This window comes from Pseudaeromonas paramecii, from assembly GCF_039540575.1.
GTDB classification, from domain to species: domain Bacteria; phylum Pseudomonadota; class Gammaproteobacteria; order Enterobacterales; family Aeromonadaceae; genus Pseudaeromonas; species Pseudaeromonas paramecii.
Map to the genome: position 1 here is coordinate 320489 of NZ_BAABFC010000001.1, position 17208 is coordinate 337696.

General features: G+C 62.0%; 14 protein-coding genes. All 14 read right to left on the minus strand.

From position 1 onward, the window contains the following. Positions 1–7 precede the first annotated feature (7 nt). A complete protein-coding gene (locus ABD847_RS01490; RefSeq protein ID WP_345009338.1) occupies positions 8–1993 on the minus strand; it encodes a hypothetical protein in 1986 nt (661 codons plus the stop codon). 15 nt (positions 1994–2008) lie between these two features. Continuing rightward, on the minus strand, positions 2009–2410 hold the full coding sequence (locus ABD847_RS01495) for a hypothetical protein (protein ID WP_345009340.1): 402 nt from the start codon (positions 2408–2410) through the stop codon (positions 2009–2011). Further along, positions 2407–2943: a hypothetical protein gene (locus tag ABD847_RS01500; protein WP_345009341.1), complete on the minus strand. Its 537-nt coding sequence runs from the start codon at positions 2941–2943 to the stop codon at positions 2407–2409. Before ABD847_RS01500 ends, ABD847_RS01495 begins: the two co-directional genes overlap by 4 nt. Positions 2944–3386: 443 nt before the next feature. Next, a complete protein-coding gene (locus ABD847_RS01505) occupies positions 3387–4595 on the minus strand; it encodes a hypothetical protein (protein ID WP_345009342.1) in 1209 nt (402 codons plus the stop codon). A 3-nt stretch (positions 4596–4598) separates the two neighbouring features. Further along, complete coding sequence (locus ABD847_RS01510) at positions 4599–8207, minus strand: curculin (mannose-binding) lectin protein (protein ID WP_345009344.1); 3609 nt, start codon at positions 8205–8207, stop codon at positions 4599–4601. Next, positions 8207–8590, minus strand: a complete 384-nt coding sequence (locus ABD847_RS01515; RefSeq protein ID WP_345009346.1) for a hypothetical protein — start codon at positions 8588–8590, stop codon at positions 8207–8209. Before ABD847_RS01515 ends, ABD847_RS01510 begins: the two co-directional genes overlap by 1 nt. A 9-nt stretch (positions 8591–8599) precedes the next feature. Continuing rightward, on the minus strand, positions 8600–12733 hold the full coding sequence (locus ABD847_RS01520; protein ID WP_345009348.1) for a tape measure protein: 4134 nt from the start codon (positions 12731–12733) through the stop codon (positions 8600–8602). A 98-nt stretch (positions 12734–12831) separates the two neighbouring features. After that, positions 12832–13581 carry a phage tail tube protein gene (locus ABD847_RS01525; RefSeq protein WP_345009350.1) on the minus strand — a complete coding sequence of 250 codons (750 nt, stop codon included), beginning with the start codon at positions 13579–13581 and terminating at the stop codon, positions 12832–12834. A gap of 72 nt (positions 13582–13653) precedes the next feature. Beyond that, a complete protein-coding gene (locus ABD847_RS01530) occupies positions 13654–14076 on the minus strand; it encodes a hypothetical protein (protein WP_345009352.1) in 423 nt (140 codons plus the stop codon). Continuing rightward, a complete protein-coding gene (locus tag ABD847_RS01535; RefSeq protein ID WP_345009354.1) occupies positions 14073–14633 on the minus strand; it encodes a hypothetical protein in 561 nt (186 codons plus the stop codon). The genes ABD847_RS01530 and ABD847_RS01535 overlap by 4 nt, the downstream gene beginning before the upstream one ends. Next, the gene (locus tag ABD847_RS01540) at positions 14633–15172 is read right to left on the minus strand and encodes a head-tail adaptor protein (RefSeq protein ID WP_345009356.1); all 540 of its coding nucleotides are present in this window, start codon (positions 15170–15172) and stop codon (positions 14633–14635) included. Before ABD847_RS01540 ends, ABD847_RS01535 begins: the two co-directional genes overlap by 1 nt. A gap of 8 nt (positions 15173–15180) precedes the next feature. Then, positions 15181–15537: a head-tail connector protein gene (locus tag ABD847_RS01545; RefSeq protein WP_345009358.1), complete on the minus strand. Its 357-nt coding sequence runs from the start codon at positions 15535–15537 to the stop codon at positions 15181–15183. Between the two features lie 3 nt (positions 15538–15540). Next, positions 15541–15795, minus strand: coding sequence for a hypothetical protein (locus ABD847_RS01550; protein WP_345009360.1), 255 nt, complete (start codon positions 15793–15795; stop codon positions 15541–15543). Between the two features lie 64 nt (positions 15796–15859). Then, positions 15860–17146, minus strand: a complete 1287-nt coding sequence (locus tag ABD847_RS01555; RefSeq protein ID WP_345009362.1) for a phage major capsid protein — start codon at positions 17144–17146, stop codon at positions 15860–15862. Positions 17147–17208: the final 62 nt, after the last annotated feature.

A 17208-nucleotide genomic window follows, 5' to 3' on the forward strand; every position in this document is an offset into this window, starting at 1 on the left:
CTCCTCGTTACAGGCCCAGCGGCCGCTCCAGCTCGATGGTTTGCCGCACCGTCAGCTTGCGATCCTGGCTCATACTCGCCGCCACCTTGAGGCTGCGGCCGTAGCCCTTGCCGTCCAGGGTCTGCAGGGTGGTGCCGGGCAAGATAAGCCCGGTATCGCTGCTGATGGGCAGCTCCAGGGTGTCCAGGCTCACCGACATGCTGGCGGCCAGCTGCTGGATGCCAAGCGCCCGGGCGCCGTCCACATGGGTGATCAGCGGGTTGACCAGATCCGGCAGCAGCTGACTGGGGGCGGTGCCGGTACGCTTCACCAGGGCCTGGATGCCACCGGCTTGCCCACCGGACAGCCAGATCCCCTCGCCTGCCGTGCGAGCCTGCCGGTCGCGGCCCTTGGTCACCAGGATGGCATCTGGCACATACAGATCCACCTGGCTGCTGGCCAACTCCCATGGCTTGATGCCATAGCGCGGCAGCACCGTCAGGGCGCGGGCCATGTGATCCGGCCGGATAAATGCCCCGGCCGCCTCGGCCAGGGTCTGCAGCGCGGCGATGGCCACCTGATTATCAAAGCTCCAGCAGCCCCCCGGCACCAGCCAGTCGGCCGCCTGCCAGTCCAGGCTCCAGGCGCCGGGCAGCAACTGGCCGGCCAGCTGGCCCATGGTGCGGGCCTCCGGTTCGGCATAGCTCGCCGCCAGCAGGTGGGTGGCGGACAGCTCGGCACTCAGGCTGCGACCTCTAATGGTGGCCCCCTGGCTATTCCAGGCGCGGTTATCCTTCCAGCCATCCACCAGGCAGGTCCATTGATGCCCGTTCACCTCGATGATCACCTGCTCCCCTTCCAGGGCCTCGGCATCCACAATCCGTGGCAGGCTGGCGGAAAACTGCCAGGCCCAGGAATCACAGTCCACGTCCAGGCTCACCGAGGAGGCCGGGATGTTGCGGCCATCGGAGGCCCGCACGATAGAGGCACTATTGCTCACCAGATACACCCTCCGGGTGGGAATGATAACGGCCGCATCGGCCAGCTCGACCCAGACAAATTCCAGATCGGTGGTGGCCTGGCGTAGGGCTTGAAAATCCAGCTCCACCCAGCCTGATGGCGGCTCAAGGGGTGGTACAGGCGGAGGCAGATCATGGCGGCCAGGCCCTGGGTAAATCGCCTCCTCATAGCGGCTGACCAGCGCCAGATGGCGGGCCAGGGCGCGGGCGGTCTTATCGGTCTGATGGCGGATAATGGCCGGATCACAGCTGCGCCAGGCGAGACTGGCGAGCCGGTGCCGCCGTGGCAGCAGATCCATGAACAGCAGCCTGGGCTGGCGGTCGATGCCCGGTGCCTCGGCATGGGCCAGCGCGGGAGTGCGCCGCAACCGCGCCAGATCCCCATGGGAGAAGGCGGCCCCCTGCCCCAGTTCTGGCGCCTCGCTATGGCAGGCCGATGGCGCATGACGCAAGCGCGGCAGATGGGCCTGGTGCCAGCCGGGTTGTTGCTGCTGGGCTTCGGCCTGCTGCCAGGCGGTGGCAGGCTTGGCGGTGAGCCGGGGGGCATGTTGCCAGTCAATGGCCGTGGCCGCCGGCGCGATGGGTTGCCCCTGTTTGCGCCAGGTGTCGCCACCCAGGCCCATGGGGTCGCGGTAGACATTCAGATCGACGGTGGTCACCGCATGGGCCCGGCCAGGGCCGGGGGGCGTGGCGTACAGGTTGCCGATCCACAGCCAGTGCAGATCCCCACGCAGGGTCTCAGTGGGGCAAACTGCCCCACCCTGGCCCACCAGGGTCAGCCTGGCTTGGGTGATGGCCCGCTGCCACAGGCTGCGGCCTATGAGGTTGCCCTGGCTGGTCAGGCGCGCCTGCAGGCTGATCTGGCTGGTAGGGCCCTGGGCATCCAGGGTGCCATAGACCCGGCTGATCGCCTCGCCAGTGGCCCCCAGGTCCAGGTTAAGCGGCCCATCACCCGCTGGCGCCTGCCATAGGTCCAGGTTTAACGGTTCTGCCATGGGTGGCTCCCGGGGTTAGGCCTCGCGGATCTGGACGTTGGACAGGCGCAGGTAACTGCCGGCAATCAGGTCCAGGGTGGGCAGAGCCAGATCGGCCCCGGAAGCCAGCAGGCCGACAGCCAGATCCGCCAATGCAGTGCCTGCCCCATCGGCCAGGCGAGCCCAGCCCACGGTATCCGTCACCAGGATCATCTGCTCCTCGATGGGCACCAAGGTGATCACCCCGCTCTCCACCGACGCCACCGGGCTGGCATCCAGGGTCAGGGTCACCACCGCCGCCTGGTCGGTGATCTCCCCCACGCCATCCGGCGCCACGCCGGTATAGAGGGTGATGGTGGACTGACCGTTTGCAGCCAGGGCGCTGGCCAGGATATTGGCCCGGGCCTGCTTGATGGCCAGGGAGTAAGTCATGCTCATGGGTAGGCCTCCGGCGTTCTACGGTCCGCCCCCACCGGGGCATAGTTAAACTCCCAGGTGTCCTGGGCCAGGATGAGATAGCGCCGATTGCGCAGCAGGTTATCAAAGCGGTAATGGCCGCCGGCATCACTCACCGTCTCGGCCACCAGGGTCATGGTTGGGTCAAAGCAGCGTACCGTGCGGCCCGGGGCCGGCACCTGTTTGACCGTCACCACCCCGGCGATATAGCCCAGCTCGGCGCGGGTCGGAGGGGTGGTAAGGTGCGGCACCTGGCTGATCGGCACAGCCAACTCAGGCGGGTTGGCGGCCAGGGGGGCCCAGTGGTTTTGCCCAGGGAAGGCTTGGGCCTGGGTTTCAGCGTTGGCCCATTCTAGACTGCCACCGGATAACCCCGCCCGAACGGCACCCAACTGCACTGGCGATTGATAGCTCAGCTCGTAGACTCTGACGGTGCAGCCGTACAGGTGAACCCCCGGGAATAGGCTGTTGTAGGTGTTATCAAAGAACACTGCGCACAGATACCCATCGATCATGACAGTAATTGTTTCACCTAACTTCTCCACTCTGATGGTGCGCCGAGCGCCTATCTCCATGGGGAAAGCCGTATCAGCTATCTCCTGAATGACTGTTTCCGAACCAGTCCATGCCGTGATTTTTGATATTCTCCAGATGCTATCCAGATGGGTGATGCGGTAACCGATAACACCGGTAGAGGTTGCCAACCACAAGCCAGCATGTCGTCTACCGGATGGGTCTGAGAGAAACTCATAATCAAGCTCGCAGACCAATTGATCTTGTTGCCCATCGTTTACCCAGGATGGGAAAAACCAACCACTGTTGACGGATGCGACGCTCAGCTCAGCCGCTTGCTCTATGGCGTTGAAGCTAATGTCCATGGTGGTGCCTGCAACGGCAAACCCTGTGACGTACTCGCTGGCAGCAGGCAATCCAGCGGAAAAGTCTGTGCCATAGCTACTCATCGCCACGGCCCCTTGATGTCAAAGCCGATGAGCCGGCGATAATCAGTGCCTGATCCAGCAGCCGTTTGGTTATTGCACAGCAACAGACGGATCAGCTTATCCGGTAGACCAGGCAGATTATTCAGATGCGTCTTGTCAAAGGCAATTGGCGAGGCATAAGGCACCACCACCCCGGGCAGGCTGCCGCGATAGCTCAGGTTGTCATGCACCGGCACCGGTTCAGTCGAAACATAAAAACCGTTGTCGGCCGGATTGGGAAAGCTCATGCCTTCACCAAATGCCCCTGACAGACCGCGCCAGAGTGCGCTCACAGCACCAGGCAGCTGGTGATGGCTGCGCGCCATGGTTTTGTAGTTTGCGTTGGAAAACAGCAGGGCGTCGTTATAAATGCTCGTTGCTGTGTTGTTCCAGTAATTGGTGTTTGAGGTCTGTGAGTACGAGATCAGCAGGCAGTGGTACTGATCCCCTGGCCGGACGCTGTTGATGTCACCAAAGGCAAAGAGGGCGCGGGTCTTGTAGTTGGAAGTGCCACCCATCCCATAGGCCGGCATAAAGTACAGCAGCAAGCTATCCCCCACCGCCTGCCACTCTGGCACCGCATAGTTGTGGGAACAGGGCCAACGGTGCTCGTAGACGGTGGTATAGGTGTTGATGTCGGTGACATCCTCCACCATGGCCACCTTGGCCAAGTGCCCTGAATAGGCGTTCCAGTTGGTCCAGGCGCTGTTATCCACCATCAGCTTGATGGGGGTGGCGTTCTCGTCGGTACGGCCAAAGATGATCTTGTAGTTGGCGGCATCCTCAAACAGCACCTCCCAGCCCAGGCCGGGGATCTTGATGGCCAGATCCCCGGTGGCGGCCGCCGCGCCCGGGGTGCCATTCTCCAGCCCCACCACCACAGTATTGGTGGTGGTTGACTGCACCCGAAACTCACCATTAAAGCCTGCCTCGTTGGCCCCGCTCACCTCAATGATCGAGTCTTTGAGATAGGCATGGCCACTGGAAAGGGTCAGGGTAATGGTGGCCGCCTGGCTGTCATACACCGCTGAGCCCAGGGCCTGGACGCCGAACCCGGTCACCAGAATGGCCTTGAGCAGAGCAATCAGGCTGCCCTGGGGCACGGTGTGGGCGGCGCCGCCGCTGCCGCTGGACAGCAGGGGGGCGCCTTGCATGGCGCTGGAATACCACTTAACGGAATGGCTCATGCCTTACTCCTTATTGATGTTGCCGCGCAGCTGCAGGGCAAATTCGTCGTCATCGATGGCCGCATCCGACTGCAAGATGGTGCGGGCGGTCTGGAAAGGGGCATTGGCCCCGATGGTGTTGAAGCGCACCACGTTGCCGTCAGACCAGCCGGCGCCAAACGCCAGGGGGTTGATAGACCAATAGGGCACGTTTACGGCGGGCCGCAGCGGGGCACAGATCTCGTTGATGTTGCCGGTGCCGATCTGCCCCAGGTGTTCCCCGATGATCTTGAAGGTGGTGGTGCTGGTGAACACCAGCGCCCAGCGCTCGGTGATGGCGCCCCGGTTGGTTACCGTGATGGGGTAATCGGTGGCGTTAAACTGGGCATTGGTCTGGCTTCCGATGAGGGTGTTCGACCAGGCGCCGGTCCAGGTGGTCTGGTCAAAGACATTGTTGGCCCTAGCCCACATGTCGTCGATGATGAGCGCCGAACTAACGTAAGTGTCGGCGGCAGCATAGTCATGGCTCAGCGCCTTGGAGAGGGTCAGCTTGCCGCTGATCTCCACGTCGGTGATGAGGCTCATGTCCTCCACCTCATGCACCACCGTGATGGGCTGGGTGTAACCAGACAGATCCAGCGGGCTGGCCAGGGTGACAATCCCGTAATCAAGATCCGCCTGCCACAGGGCGCCATCGAGCTGGGTGCCGGTGGCATCTTCAAGACTCAGGCGGGAGATCCGCTCCCGGTTCAAGTCCAGCTGATAGCCGGCAGAGACAGGATTGGGAAACTCGGTGCGGCGGGTGGAGTGGATCACCACCACGTTGCCCTTGCGCAGGATAGGCACCCGACCGTCTGAGGGCAGGCGGACCGGATCCAGCTTGATGATGTCGGCATCCAGCGGCAGGTAACTGTAGGTCACACAGTTGAAGCGGATGGAGTCGGCCCGGATCTGCTTTGAGCGCCAGATATAGCCGTTGGCATCCACCAGATCCTGATCGTACCACTCGGCCTGGGTGTTCTCGTCGGCCACCACCAGGCTGCCAAAGTGCAGCTTTACCACCCCGGTGTCGTGATCCACGCTGCCGTCAAAAATGCCGGTATTGATCACGCCATCGGCGCTGGCAGTGAAGCTGTGCAGGTTGCCATCGGTATCCAGGCACTGGACATAGAGTGAGCCCGGGCGCAGCGGCGCACCCGGAGTGCGAAAGGCCACCGAGGAGACGGTGTGCTCGTCCAGGTAGGTGAGCAAGGACTGCAGCACCACATCCCCGTTGGCCTGCCCCACCGTCCACTGGGTCACCTTGGCCACCCCATTGGCATAGTCGAAGCTGCCGGCCTGGGTGCCTGAGTTGGTGGCCGGATCCACGTCCTTATAGAGCAGCCCCTGTCGGTCTATGTAGGTGGAACCGCCGAACGCGAAGCGCACCGAGCCAATGGCCACCTGCTCGCCGGCGCTGGGTACAAAGTCCCAGGACAGGGCGCTTAGCGTCTGCTCGGCGCTCACCGTGCTGCTGGCATCACTGTACTGAGTGCGGGCCCAGGCCAGCCCCTCGGCGGCGGGGGCACAGTGCTGCACTGACCAGCCGGTGCTGGTGACCATCCAGGCATAGAGATAGTTGTTCGCCGGGTCGCGGCGGCGTTCGTACTGGCGCACCAGAAACTTGGCGGTACTGGGGGCCTCGATGCTAAAGGCGCCGGTGGCGGCGTCCAGGCTGCCCAGCACACTGCCGTCGGCCTGGTTGATGAGCTGACCCGCCGGGGTGTCGTACAGGGTGACATACACCAAGGGGTTGACCGCCTCCACCTCGTCGGTCAGCTGCAGCGGCAAGCGCAGCAAGGTGCGGCCAGGAATGGTCGGCGCGTTCGGCAGGGTGCCGGTGACCTGCTGGCCGGCTACCATCAGCCCCAGGTCATCCAGTGCCAGCTCGGTGCGTTCGCCGTTGCGCTGCCAGCTCATGGCCACCGTGGTGCCGACGGACGGCAGCTTGTTGGGGATCAGCACCAGATCGCCGGTGCGATGATCCAGGCTGCCTGTGGCATCGCCACTCACCACCCCGGCGGCATCGGCGGTAGCCGTGCGCTCGGTGCCGTTCTCGTCCCAGGTAGCCGTCCAGGTGCCGGCGGCGATGTTGCCCAGGTAGGCCTGGCCGCCATTGCGGGTGTCCGGATAAAGGGCATCCCCCAGACAGGCTCGGATCTTGAGGGCCGAGCTGGCCACGTTGGCCCGGTTAAAGCTGGTGGTGGGGGCCCCCCAGGCCAGCAGGATATGGGATCCGGTATCCGGCAGGGCCCCCAGGGTCACCATGTAGCTGCCGGTGGTGTAGTTGAGGGTGCCGGAGCCATAGGCGCTATCGGCGCCGTACAGCTCGCCGCGGCCGTTGTCGGTCAGCTCGTACCATTTGCCCTGGGCCATGTAGGAGAAGGTGAGGCTGCCCGGGGCCGGGATGGGCAACAGGGTGCCGACATAGGCATAACCCCGGGTGTTCTCGTTGACCTCAATGGCCTGGGTATCGCTCACCCGTATGATGGCGCTGGCCGGCTTGAAGCTGATGGCCTTGCTGGCGGTGCCGTAATCCGGGCACTGGCTGGTAAAGCTCAGGGTGCCGGCGGCATAGTCGATGGTGCCCACTTGGGTGCCGGCCAGCAGCAGGGCGCCGCCCTTGTCGCTGATGGTGGCCGCGCCGATCACAATCGCCAGGCTGCCAGGCTGGCAACCGGTGCCCAGGTAAAAGGCCTTGCCGGCGGCGATGGCCACCGTGGTGCTGATGGCGACCGTGCCATTATCCGACGGACTCAGGGTGCTGGACTTGCCGCCGGCGGTCAGGTCAATGGCCGGCGTCTCGGTGCGGCTGGACGGCACCAGCTGGGTGAAAATGGTCTCGGCCTGCACCTGCAGGCTGCCAAAGTCGGCATCCTTGGCCAGCCGGACGGTGCCATAGTATTGAGCGGCATCGGCCACCACCGTCTCCCGAAAGCCGGTGGCCTGCTTGGCATCGTCAAACGGCGTCGGGGATTGCCCCTCAAAGGTGTAGCGCAGCGGGTCGGCAATCTCGGCCGTCACCACGGTGCGGACAAACTCCTGGCTGTAGCCGCTCACCAAAAACTTGGTGTCCACCGCCGCCACGCCGGTGATGCGGACATACTGCTCAAACTCGGTGGCCTTGCCTTCGTCACCGATGAGCACCAGCACCTCCCCCACTTCCGGCAGGCGCACGGCCTGGCGCTGGAAGAAGCGCAGCGCCCGCTGGCCCTTAATCTGGGTGTCGTACAAGAACCCCTGCCAGCGCGGGCCACGGGCCAGATAGCTTTCCATCCGATCCTGGGCGTCGGCCCGCACATCGAAGGGGTCATCGGTAGAAAACAGGGTGATGGCCACATTGGGGTCGGTCGGCGGCTTCTTGACGATGATATGGGACCCGTAATAGACCTCGGTATCATCGGTCTGCACCGCCATAAAGGCCTTGCGCAGGTTCACCCGGCCATAGGCCCGGTCCAGATCGCTGATGTCGGGAAACATGGCGTTATGCTCGCCATCCACAATCTCGGTGTTGGTCATGGCGCCGCCACCGTCATCCGTATCCGCCATCACCTGGCTGGCCAGCAGCTTGATGTCGCCTTGTAAAATGGGCATTAGTCGATCTCCGTGAATCTCAAGTTGATGTCGTACAGGTCGGTATCGTCTGGATCGCAGATGCGGATGATCTGGCTGGCATCCACCCCCTTGTCATCACGCCGCCAAACCACCTTGAACTGGCGGCCATCGTGCAGGGTCAGAGTCATGGGGGTGTTAACCTGGGCCTCTTTTGCCTTGACGGCTTTGACCAGAGCGCGGGGAGCCCAGACGCCGCCATCGCTCACCAAGGTGATGGGTCGGCCCATTGGCGCGGCGTTCTCCTCCACGATGAGGTAGCCGGTCAGGGTTGGGGTGATGGTCTGGGCAACAGGCGCCCAGAAAAACTCGTCCTGCCAGTCCAACTGTTCCGGCAGCTCAATCTCGTCCAGGGTGATGGCCATGGCGGTCCTTTAGGATGTGCGCAGCCCTTGCTGCTGCAATTGATCCAGTAAGCTATCCAGGCTCGCCTCTTGGGTGGGTGTGACCTGGATCTGGGCTTGTTTGCCCTCAAACTGGAGGGTGATGGTGCGGCTGGATGCCTGAATGGTTTGGGAGGTGGCTTGCTTGGCGGTCTTATCGGCCTGCGCTTGAGATTTGGCGGCGGCCTCATCGGCCTGGCGCTGCTTCTCCTTGGCTGCGTAGAGCTTTTCTTGCAGATCGATGGCCTGCTGGTAGCTCTGGATGGCCTCCCTGTTGCCAGCGGCGCGGGCTTCGGTGAGTTTGGCCTGGAGCTCGGCCAGCTTTTGCAGCTGCTCACGCTGGGCCACGGCGGCGTCGTTGCCATTGAGGGAATCCCACTCGTTCTGCAGATTGGCCAATGTGTCGGCGGCGGATTTGGCCTCATCCTTCATGCTCGCCAACTTCTGCTTGGCGGAGTCGATGGCGCTGCGCAGGCAGGAGAGGTCCTCATCATCCAGCAGGCGCATCTGTGTAACCATGGCCTCGCCCCGGGTCACCAGGGTCTGGCTGATCCCGGAGGTGTCCTCCAAGCGGGTTTTCATCTTCTCGGCGGCGACGGCCTGGCGCAGGTAGGCCCGCTCGGCGGTCAAATAGGCCTCGGAGGTGTCCTTGAGATAGCCCTGAATGTCATCCAGGGTCACGGCCAAGCGGACGGTGCGCAGCCGTTCGCCGTTCTCGGCCAGCCGCTGGTTGAGGGTTTCTAGCTCGGAGCTGGCGGCTGCGCTGGCATTGCGCCAACCCATGATGCTGTTCATCAGGCTCTGGGCCTGGGGGGAGCACTCGGCCAGCTTGGCCTGCAGAGAGGACGTATGATCCGCCAGGAACTGGCTGGCGGTGGCCGCGCCTTCGTGGGCAGCCTTTAGTTCCAGCTCGTCTTGGGTGAGTTGCTGAACAGCGTCGCCAGCTTCACCTGCTTTGTTTTTGACATGATCGATGGCATCACCCAGCACCAGATTTTCTGCACCGGCCGTCTTGGCTGCCGTTTTGAGCGCCTCATACTGCTGACTCAATCCCAAGGCTGCGGCCTGGCTGGCCAGTGAGCCATCGGCAACACGATGAGCCGCATTAGCCGCCTCCAGTTCTGCCTTGGCATAGGACAGGAAGGCCTCTCGCTGCACCTCTATGGTGGCCCCTGAACGCTGGATCTCTTGCCAAGCCTGGCGGTTGGCCGCCGCTGTTTTCTCCAGGGCGGCAGCAGAGCTGATGCCAAGCTGGGTATAGGCGCTTCCCAGATCACCGGTGGCGTTTTGTAGCTGGCCAGTTTGCTTGTTAGCCAGCGCCAGTCCCTTCTGAATGTCTGTGCCGGCCACCAAGCCGCTTTTACCTGCCTCTTGATAGATGGTGATCAGCTTGTTGGCTTCTGCCTTAGTGGCGGCACTGTCCATGGACTTGGCAAAAGCTGCGCGGATCTCGGCACTGGAGAACTGGCCGGATTGCACTATCTGGCTGAAGGTATCGATGGTGGCCTGCCCAGCCTCGGTGAAGCCATTACGCATCTGTTGCAGATCTAAGCCGATGCGGGCAAACAGCTCCTGGTTGATCTGCTTCGCTGCAGCTCTGGCCTGGGTGCCGGTGCTGGTCATCAGCTTGCCGGTTTCAGCCAGGCTCTCGCGAAGCTGGCCAAGCTGCTCGGCGGTGAGCTGCTTGATGGCGGCCCCAAAGCCGTCGGTCAGGTTCTTGCCGGTCAGTGCCCCCTGCGCTTGCAGGTCGGTGAGCTGGCGCAGCACGAACGCCACCGAGGTGCGACTGCTGGCCTCCATCTCGCCAAACATGTCCGCCACCACCTTGGTGGCCTCATCGCTGCCTGGCTTGAGCTCGGTCAGCTTCTTCTTCAGCTCTTCGATGCGCTCGTTGATCGGATCGAACTTGGGTGCCGCCTTGGCGGCGGCCTCCCCCACGGCGGCAATGGCCGGGGGGCCCTTTTTGTAAGACCCGGTGGCTTCATCAAAATGGATGGCGCCGGATTCCATCAGCGCATCGAACTCACCCATATTGGTGATGGTGATGCCCAACTGCTTGGAGAGCAGGGCGTACTGCTCCTTGAGCTGCAGCGAGGTCTGCTTTTGCAGAGAGGCAGACTTGGCCGCTGCCTCCTGGGCATTCTTCATCTGGCGGTAGGCATCCACCGCCTCCAGGATCTTGCCAATACCCCAACTGACGGCCAAACCAGCCGCCGCGGTCTTGAGACCCTGAACGAGGGAGGTAAGTCCCTTGACGGCTGGCGCCATCTTGCCGAAGGAGGCGGTGGCCATCGACGAGGAAACCTGGGTGGTCGTCATGGCTTCGCCGGCTTTGCGGGCGCTATCTGCCAGCCCAAGGAACCCTGTGCCAAGACTCTTGATGTCCTTGGTCCACTGGATGATCTTGAGGCCGATCCAGATATGGGCCAGCAGCTTCAACTCGCCGCTCATAGCCTTGATGCCGGCAATGGCGGTCGAGGTGTAATCCCCCACCGCCTTGAGCGTGTCGGTGATGTCCTTGCCCCACTCCTTGAGGGTGCCATCCTGGCGTAACTGCTTCAGGTAGGCGATGACATCCCGCAGCTGGTCGTTGACGTACTCCATCAGCCCAGCGTTGGCCACCTCTGTCTTGGCCTTGGTGAATTCGTCCGCCAGGTTGGAGGCCAGGCCCTTGGTGTTATCCATGGCCTTCTTAGCGGCCCCGGCGAACTCGGTGCCGATGGCCTGGATCAGCAGGTCGATCTCTTCGCGGCCCAGGGCCCCGGCGGTGGCCAGGGCCTGCAGCTCGGGTACCGACTTGCCGGTAGCCTCAGCCAGCAGCGACCAGGCAGGGATGCCCCGCTCGGCCAGCTGGTTCATCTCTTCTTGCTGCAGCTTGGTCTTGGTGTAGGCCTGCCCAAGCGCGGTGAGGATGCCATCCACCTGCTCATAACCCTTGCCGCTGGCGGCGGCGGCATCGGTGGCGGCCTGCAGGGCACCTGACATGGGATCCAGACCGTAGTTCTTGGTCTTGATGGCTACGTCCATCACTTCGGTCAGCTGCAGCGCGGTGTCACCGGCGAACCGGTTGAGCTCATCAAACGACAGCCCGGCCCGCTCGGCATTCTTCGCCATCAGCTCCATGTCGGCGCCGGTGCTGACCACATCCACCAGGGCATCCTTGGCCTTGCCGATGGAGAGCAGAGCGGCGGCGCTGGCCAGCAGCCCCTTGGTCCAGGCCAGCAGACCACTGTTGCCACGGCCCAGCTCTGCCGTCAGTTCTGCGGTGGCACCGCGGGCATTGGCTGCCCCGCTGGCATATTGCCCCATCCCCTGCTTGGTGCTGGCCAGCTGCTGGTTAAGCTGGCGCTGGCGCTCCACCGAGCTCTGCATGTCTGTCGCCAGCGCCGACACCTTCTGTTCGGCCTGAGCGGTGGCAGAGGCCAACTCCCGCTGGGCATTCCCCAGCTGGCGAGTGTTGACGCCGGATTGCTGCAGGTTGGTCCGCAGGCTGTTGAGGCTGGCGTTCTGCTTCTGGTATTGGGCATCGAGGCGGGTAACCTCTTTGCGGGCAGCGGTGAACTCCTTTTCCTGCTGGCCGACGGCCTTGCCGACGGCGGTGGCCTCCCGCTGCAGATCCTTGGTCTGGTTGACGGATACTCGGTATTGCTCCCCCAGTGCCTTGGCTTCCACCTTCGCCTGCTTGAGCTCGTCACGCTGCTCGCGGGTGGGCTTGTTGCTGTTGCGGATCCCCTGGGCCAGCAGATCTACCTTAGCCTTGGCCTGGGTCCACTCATCTGCCAGGGCGGCGGTCTCGCGCTTGCTCTGGCTATAGGCCTGATTGGTCTGGGTGAGCTGCTGCTTTTGCTCGGCCAGCCCCTTGCCCATGGCGGTGGCCTTGGTGCGGGTAGTCTCCAGGGTGGCAGCCAGATCGGCGGTGCCCTTCTTGAGCTGAGCGAACTGGCTGATGAGCTGATCCTGCTGGCGCAGCTCGTCCAGCTCCTTGACCAGCCGCTCCACCTCGGTACTGGACTCATCCGACTGGCCGCCCAGCTTGTCCAGCTCGTTGACCAGCTTGCCGACTTCCACCAGGCCATCGATGGCGGCGGTGATCTTGAGCTGAATGTCGGATTGATTCTTGGCCATGGGATCTCACAAAAAGAAAACCCCGCACGATGGCGGGGTCTGAGGATCTGGATTGAGAAAGGAGGTAGGCCCGACAGGCGCCGGGCCTAGGGGATAGATCAGTTGAATTCCTTGTAGGTATAAGGGGCGGTTTTACCTGCCGGGGTGACCATGGAGCCTTCCAGCTCACCTTCCATGTAGTCACCGGACATCAATTCAGCGGTCCCGGTGGCGGAAAGCTGAACCTGCCACACTTCCATCTTGACCCGCTTCTGGGTGTCCTTGTTTTCGCCATCGATGAGAATGTAGCGGGGCTTTAAGACCTCGGTGGCGCCGGAAACCACATAGCCGGTCTTGGCATCGACGGTGTAGCTGACCGTTACCGCTGCCGCCGCAGTTTCTGTCAGGGCGATGATCATGCCCATGTCCAGATTGACCTGGTAGTCGGTGTCCGCCACCAGCACGGAGTTGTCTGACGCCAGCTTGACGACAACATTGCTGATGCCGTCGTTGGCCAGGGTGACATAGCCCGCACCGGTGAGCGTGATAGCCTCATCGGTGACGGTAGACTCGGCCACGCTGAACTCTTCGCCGGTACCGGCCAGAGCGTCCGCCAACAAGCTCTTGGTCATGGTGTCCCAGGAGATCTTGAGCTTGGCCGGATCCTTGGGAATATTCACTGTGCCAAGGTTCTGGCCGAAGTCGATCTTCTTATTGGACAGCCGGTTCTTTTCTTCGGTGGTGGGCGGCGTGATGGAGATGCCGGTGAGGTTGATGGGGCCAATCAGGGGGCCGCGCACGCCATTGGTAATTTCTGCCAGGTATACGTCACCCGCAAGCACCAGGCCGGTATCAACAAACAGACTCATAGTTGGATTCTCCTATGCAGGATCCAGGTATAAAAAAACCGGCGCAGGGCCGGTGGTAGTGTGGTGCCAGGGTTAGTTGCTGGCGAGGTATTCGATGGTGATGGGGATCTGGGTCAGCAGCACGGAGGCCGCTATCTCCTCGGGCTCCAGGGTGATTTCCCCTATGGTGAGTTTGATCAGCTTTGTACCCGGGAACGGTATGCCATTTCCTATGGGCGACACCTGTTCGAGTACGGCATCCAGCAAGGCGTCGCGCCCGGCCCGTCCATCTTCAGCCGGTTGATAGAGATCTAACTGCAGTACCCGGCTGCGTTTCCAACCGCCTGCCCGGCGCTCGATATTGCTTTCCCGGATCTCACGTAGATGGGCAATGGGCAGTATCGTGTACTCATCCAACTGAGGGTCGGCATCGCACACCTGTTCAGGTGTTTCAAACGCCGCTACCCCCCGTAACTTGGCCAGCATGGCATTCACTATCTCGGTAGCCTGGGTCATTTAGTCAGCTCCTGGGTGATCTGGCTGGCCAGTTCATTGCGGATCCTGGCCAGATAGTCATCGGTGAGAATGCCATCCCACCACTGTTTCAGCCCGATCCCGCCGGCGGCCACCAGCCGCTGCTTGCCCGCCTTCTGATAGCGGATCAGCGGCTTTTGCTTCTTACCGTAGGGATTCACGAAGCCGTAGACCTGCACCCGCTTACCGCCCCTCAGCACAAAGACGCTGGCCCGGGTTCCGGTTTGGTCCTGGATCTGGGTGGTGAACTTGACGCGGGAGAACGGCACACGCTTGGTGTTGAGCGTGAGGGTGGCCTCGTCTTTCTTTGATGAAGCGGTGGTGAGCTTGATCCGTGCCTTGACCGAGGCCGGAGCAAATCCGTCGGCGCTAATGCGCTGAATCAGGTCGGCCTGGATCGCCTTGGCTTTGGTATTGATGATCGCGGATACCTGTTTCCGCAGGGTTGCCGGCAGATCGGCAAAGGCTTGTTTGTTCTCGGTCAGCCCGGTCAGACTGATTGCCTTCGGTTGGCGCTTGCGACTCGTTCCTCCCGGCATCAGCTCACCATGACCCTGAGGGTAGTGCCGTTGTCGGAGCCCTCGACTTTGCCTTCGATCCGATAGAGCCGGCCACGCATTGACAACTGATCACCCACGCGGGCAAAGGGCCAGACCAGCTCCGGCAGGATCAGGTCTATCTGTTGGCGAGGCTCGGAACGGGCGCCAACCAGGATGTTCTCCTGGGCAAGCCAAGCGGTCACCATATAGGATTCGCCAGATTTGGGAATGTACTGTGCCGGTTCGCCAGCCAGTTTGCGGGCGGCCAGCTGCAGCTCGCCCGGTGTCCCATTGATGTCCTCAATGAGGAACCAATCGCCACCTTGCTTAAGCAATTGACCTGGCAGTACGCCTGACCGGGGTCGGATACTGATGAAGGTGGTGCCGCTGGCGTAGATGCTTGCCTGTGATTCCCGGCCGGCAGACTTGGGGGCCACCAGCTTGCCCCACATGCTCCCCAGCACTGTCCAACTTGGCGGCGTTCCATCACCTTGGCCGATCCAAGTCAACCGAGTATTGAGTTCACCACTTTTGAGCATGCGTCCCCCTACCCGACCGCCAGATCACGATAAGCCTGGATCAGGCTCTCATACGCCAGCGGCATGGTGGTGGCGATGGTACCGGTGACCACCGCCTCCCGGTTGGTGTACCAATGACTGATCAGCAAGAGCGCAGCCATACGCAGTGCCGGGGTAAGCTGTTGCTGATAGGGCGGCACCACTGCACCGCTGTCAGGATCAGTGCTAACAACGGGCGTCTGATCTACTGCAATCAACTGCTTATTGGTGTCGTTCTCGATCTTTGCGATCGCCGCTTCAATCAGCACCGTCAGGTGCTCATCTTCACTGGTATCGTCCAGCTCAAGTCGACATTGGCGCTTGGCATCATCCAGGCTGATCAGCATGGGTTACTCCTGATCCTTATCTGAAGCAGCCTCATTGCCAGACAACTGGGCTTGATACGGCACGGCCAGCTTGGACTTGATGAGGCGCTCCGCTACCTCGGCAGAGAAACGGGTGATATCCCCCTTGCTGTAGTTCTTGTAGGGGCCAAGCAGGGTGACCAGGGTATCAGTGGTCACGCTTGCGTTCTGAGATTGCAGCTCACCCTGGGCGGCGCCATCTTGTTTCGATTTGTCATCGGTAGACTTCTGAGTAGCCATGTCGGCTCCTTATGGAATCGAGATTGGAAGTTGATGGGCCCCGAAACAACGAGGCCCAGATGAGTTACCAGGTGATGCCGGTACCCAGTGCTAGGCCTTCCGGGTGGCGGAAGCCGACGTCGTGATTGGCCACCAGCCGCAATACGGACTGATTACGGGAGAATGCCGTCACGATGGTGCCAGCGGCATCGACGTAAGTGGCTTCACGGGAGAAGTCCATGGTCATGTTGTCCTGCTCACCGATCACCACATCGTTGAAATCGGCAAAGTAGATCTCAGACTCGTTGGTACCGGCGCCCAGGTTAACCGGGATGGTGTTGGTGTGGGCGATGGGGTAGCCCTTGAGCAGGCCCTGGGCCAGTTCCGGATAGACCTTGTTGCCATTGCCATCCCGCAGGCCGAACAGCTTCATGTAGCTGCGCGGACTCATGGCCCAGCCAGGATTGATCATCAGAGAATCGGAACCCATCAGCATCAGGATGAGAGCATCGAGGTAGGCGTCGATGGTCGCCAGGTCGGCGGTACCGGACCAGGTTTTGGTGCGGCTGGCGGCAGTGGCCACGGCCTTGAAGCCGGTCGGGGTATTGTCGGTACCGTCATCACGCAGGAAGGCCTTGTCTTCGCGCACCGCCATGGCAGCCAGCATGTCACCCAGCACCAGTTGCTCCACGTTATAACCTGCGCTGCCAATCAACTGATTGGACATGGGCACGATGGTGATCATGGTCTTGGCGGAGAGCTTGACGTCATCGAAGCTGCCTTCGGTTGCCTTGGCATCAACACCTTCACCGACATAACTGGCAGTGGCACCGCCAGCCATGCGCGGCATGGTCAGGTTGCCGTTAGGAAGCGGTACGGAGCGGGCCCCCAGGCGGCGGATCACGGTGCGGGGGCGCAGCAGCTCAATAACCTCGGAGTGAAAGGCTTCAGGCACCAAGGCCCCACCGGAACCGGAGGCGGTGCTGATGGCCATCGCCACCTCGGCATCACCGATTTCCTGGGAGGCAAATTGCTCGGCCAGTTGCAGATCGCCCTTACCTGCGGCAATCGACATGGCCAAGCGAGCCATCTTGGCGCCTTCATACTGCTTCAGCTCAGGCTTGACATGTACAGCAGCGCTCGCGCCGCCGATGATTGCCGTCACCGGCTTGGCCTGTGCAGCGTTCATGCGTTCAGCCGCTTCCATGCGACCAATCTGGGCTGAGAGTTGTTCAAACTCTCCGGAGAGTTGGTTAAATTCGGTCAACTGCTCGGCGGAGAGAGAGCCGCCCTCGGCCTCAACCTTGGCCAGGGCCTGAACCTTGGCATTGATGTCGGCGCGTTGGCGGCGGAGTTCTTCGATCGTCTTCATATCGATGGTTCCTTTTGGAATAAAAAAAGCCCCTTTCGGGGCCTAGTGGTGTGTGCTCCGCC

Excerpts from the sequence above, each read along its gene's own strand:
- ABD847_RS01510 (WP_345009344.1), bottom strand. The coding sequence starts at position 8,207 with ATGCCCATTTTACAAGGCGACATCAAGCTGCTGGCCAGCCAGGTGATG.
- ABD847_RS01490 (WP_345009338.1), bottom strand. The coding sequence starts at position 1,993 with ATGGCAGAACCGTTAAACCTGGACCTATGGCAGGCGCCAGCGGGTGAT.
- ABD847_RS01500 (WP_345009341.1), bottom strand. The coding sequence starts at position 2,943 with ATGATCGATGGGTATCTGTGCGCAGTGTTCTTTGATAACACCTACAAC.
- ABD847_RS01540 (WP_345009356.1), bottom strand. The coding sequence starts at position 15,172 with ATGCTCAAAAGTGGTGAACTCAATACTCGGTTGACTTGGATCGGCCAA.
- ABD847_RS01550 (WP_345009360.1), bottom strand. The coding sequence starts at position 15,795 with ATGGCTACTCAGAAGTCTACCGATGACAAATCGAAACAAGATGGCGCC.
- ABD847_RS01505 (WP_345009342.1), bottom strand. The coding sequence starts at position 4,595 with ATGAGCCATTCCGTTAAGTGGTATTCCAGCGCCATGCAAGGCGCCCCC.
- ABD847_RS01555 (WP_345009362.1), bottom strand. The coding sequence starts at position 17,146 with ATGAAGACGATCGAAGAACTCCGCCGCCAACGCGCCGACATCAATGCC.
- ABD847_RS01530 (WP_345009352.1), bottom strand. The coding sequence starts at position 14,076 with ATGACCCAGGCTACCGAGATAGTGAATGCCATGCTGGCCAAGTTACGG.
- ABD847_RS01520 (WP_345009348.1), bottom strand. The coding sequence starts at position 12,733 with ATGGCCAAGAATCAATCCGACATTCAGCTCAAGATCACCGCCGCCATC.
- ABD847_RS01535 (WP_345009354.1), bottom strand. The coding sequence starts at position 14,633 with ATGCCGGGAGGAACGAGTCGCAAGCGCCAACCGAAGGCAATCAGTCTG.
- ABD847_RS01525 (WP_345009350.1), bottom strand. The coding sequence starts at position 13,581 with ATGAGTCTGTTTGTTGATACCGGCCTGGTGCTTGCGGGTGACGTATAC.
- ABD847_RS01495 (WP_345009340.1), bottom strand. The coding sequence starts at position 2,410 with ATGAGCATGACTTACTCCCTGGCCATCAAGCAGGCCCGGGCCAATATC.
- ABD847_RS01515 (WP_345009346.1), bottom strand. The coding sequence starts at position 8,590 with ATGGCCATCACCCTGGACGAGATTGAGCTGCCGGAACAGTTGGACTGG.
- ABD847_RS01545 (WP_345009358.1), bottom strand. The coding sequence starts at position 15,537 with ATGCTGATCAGCCTGGATGATGCCAAGCGCCAATGTCGACTTGAGCTG.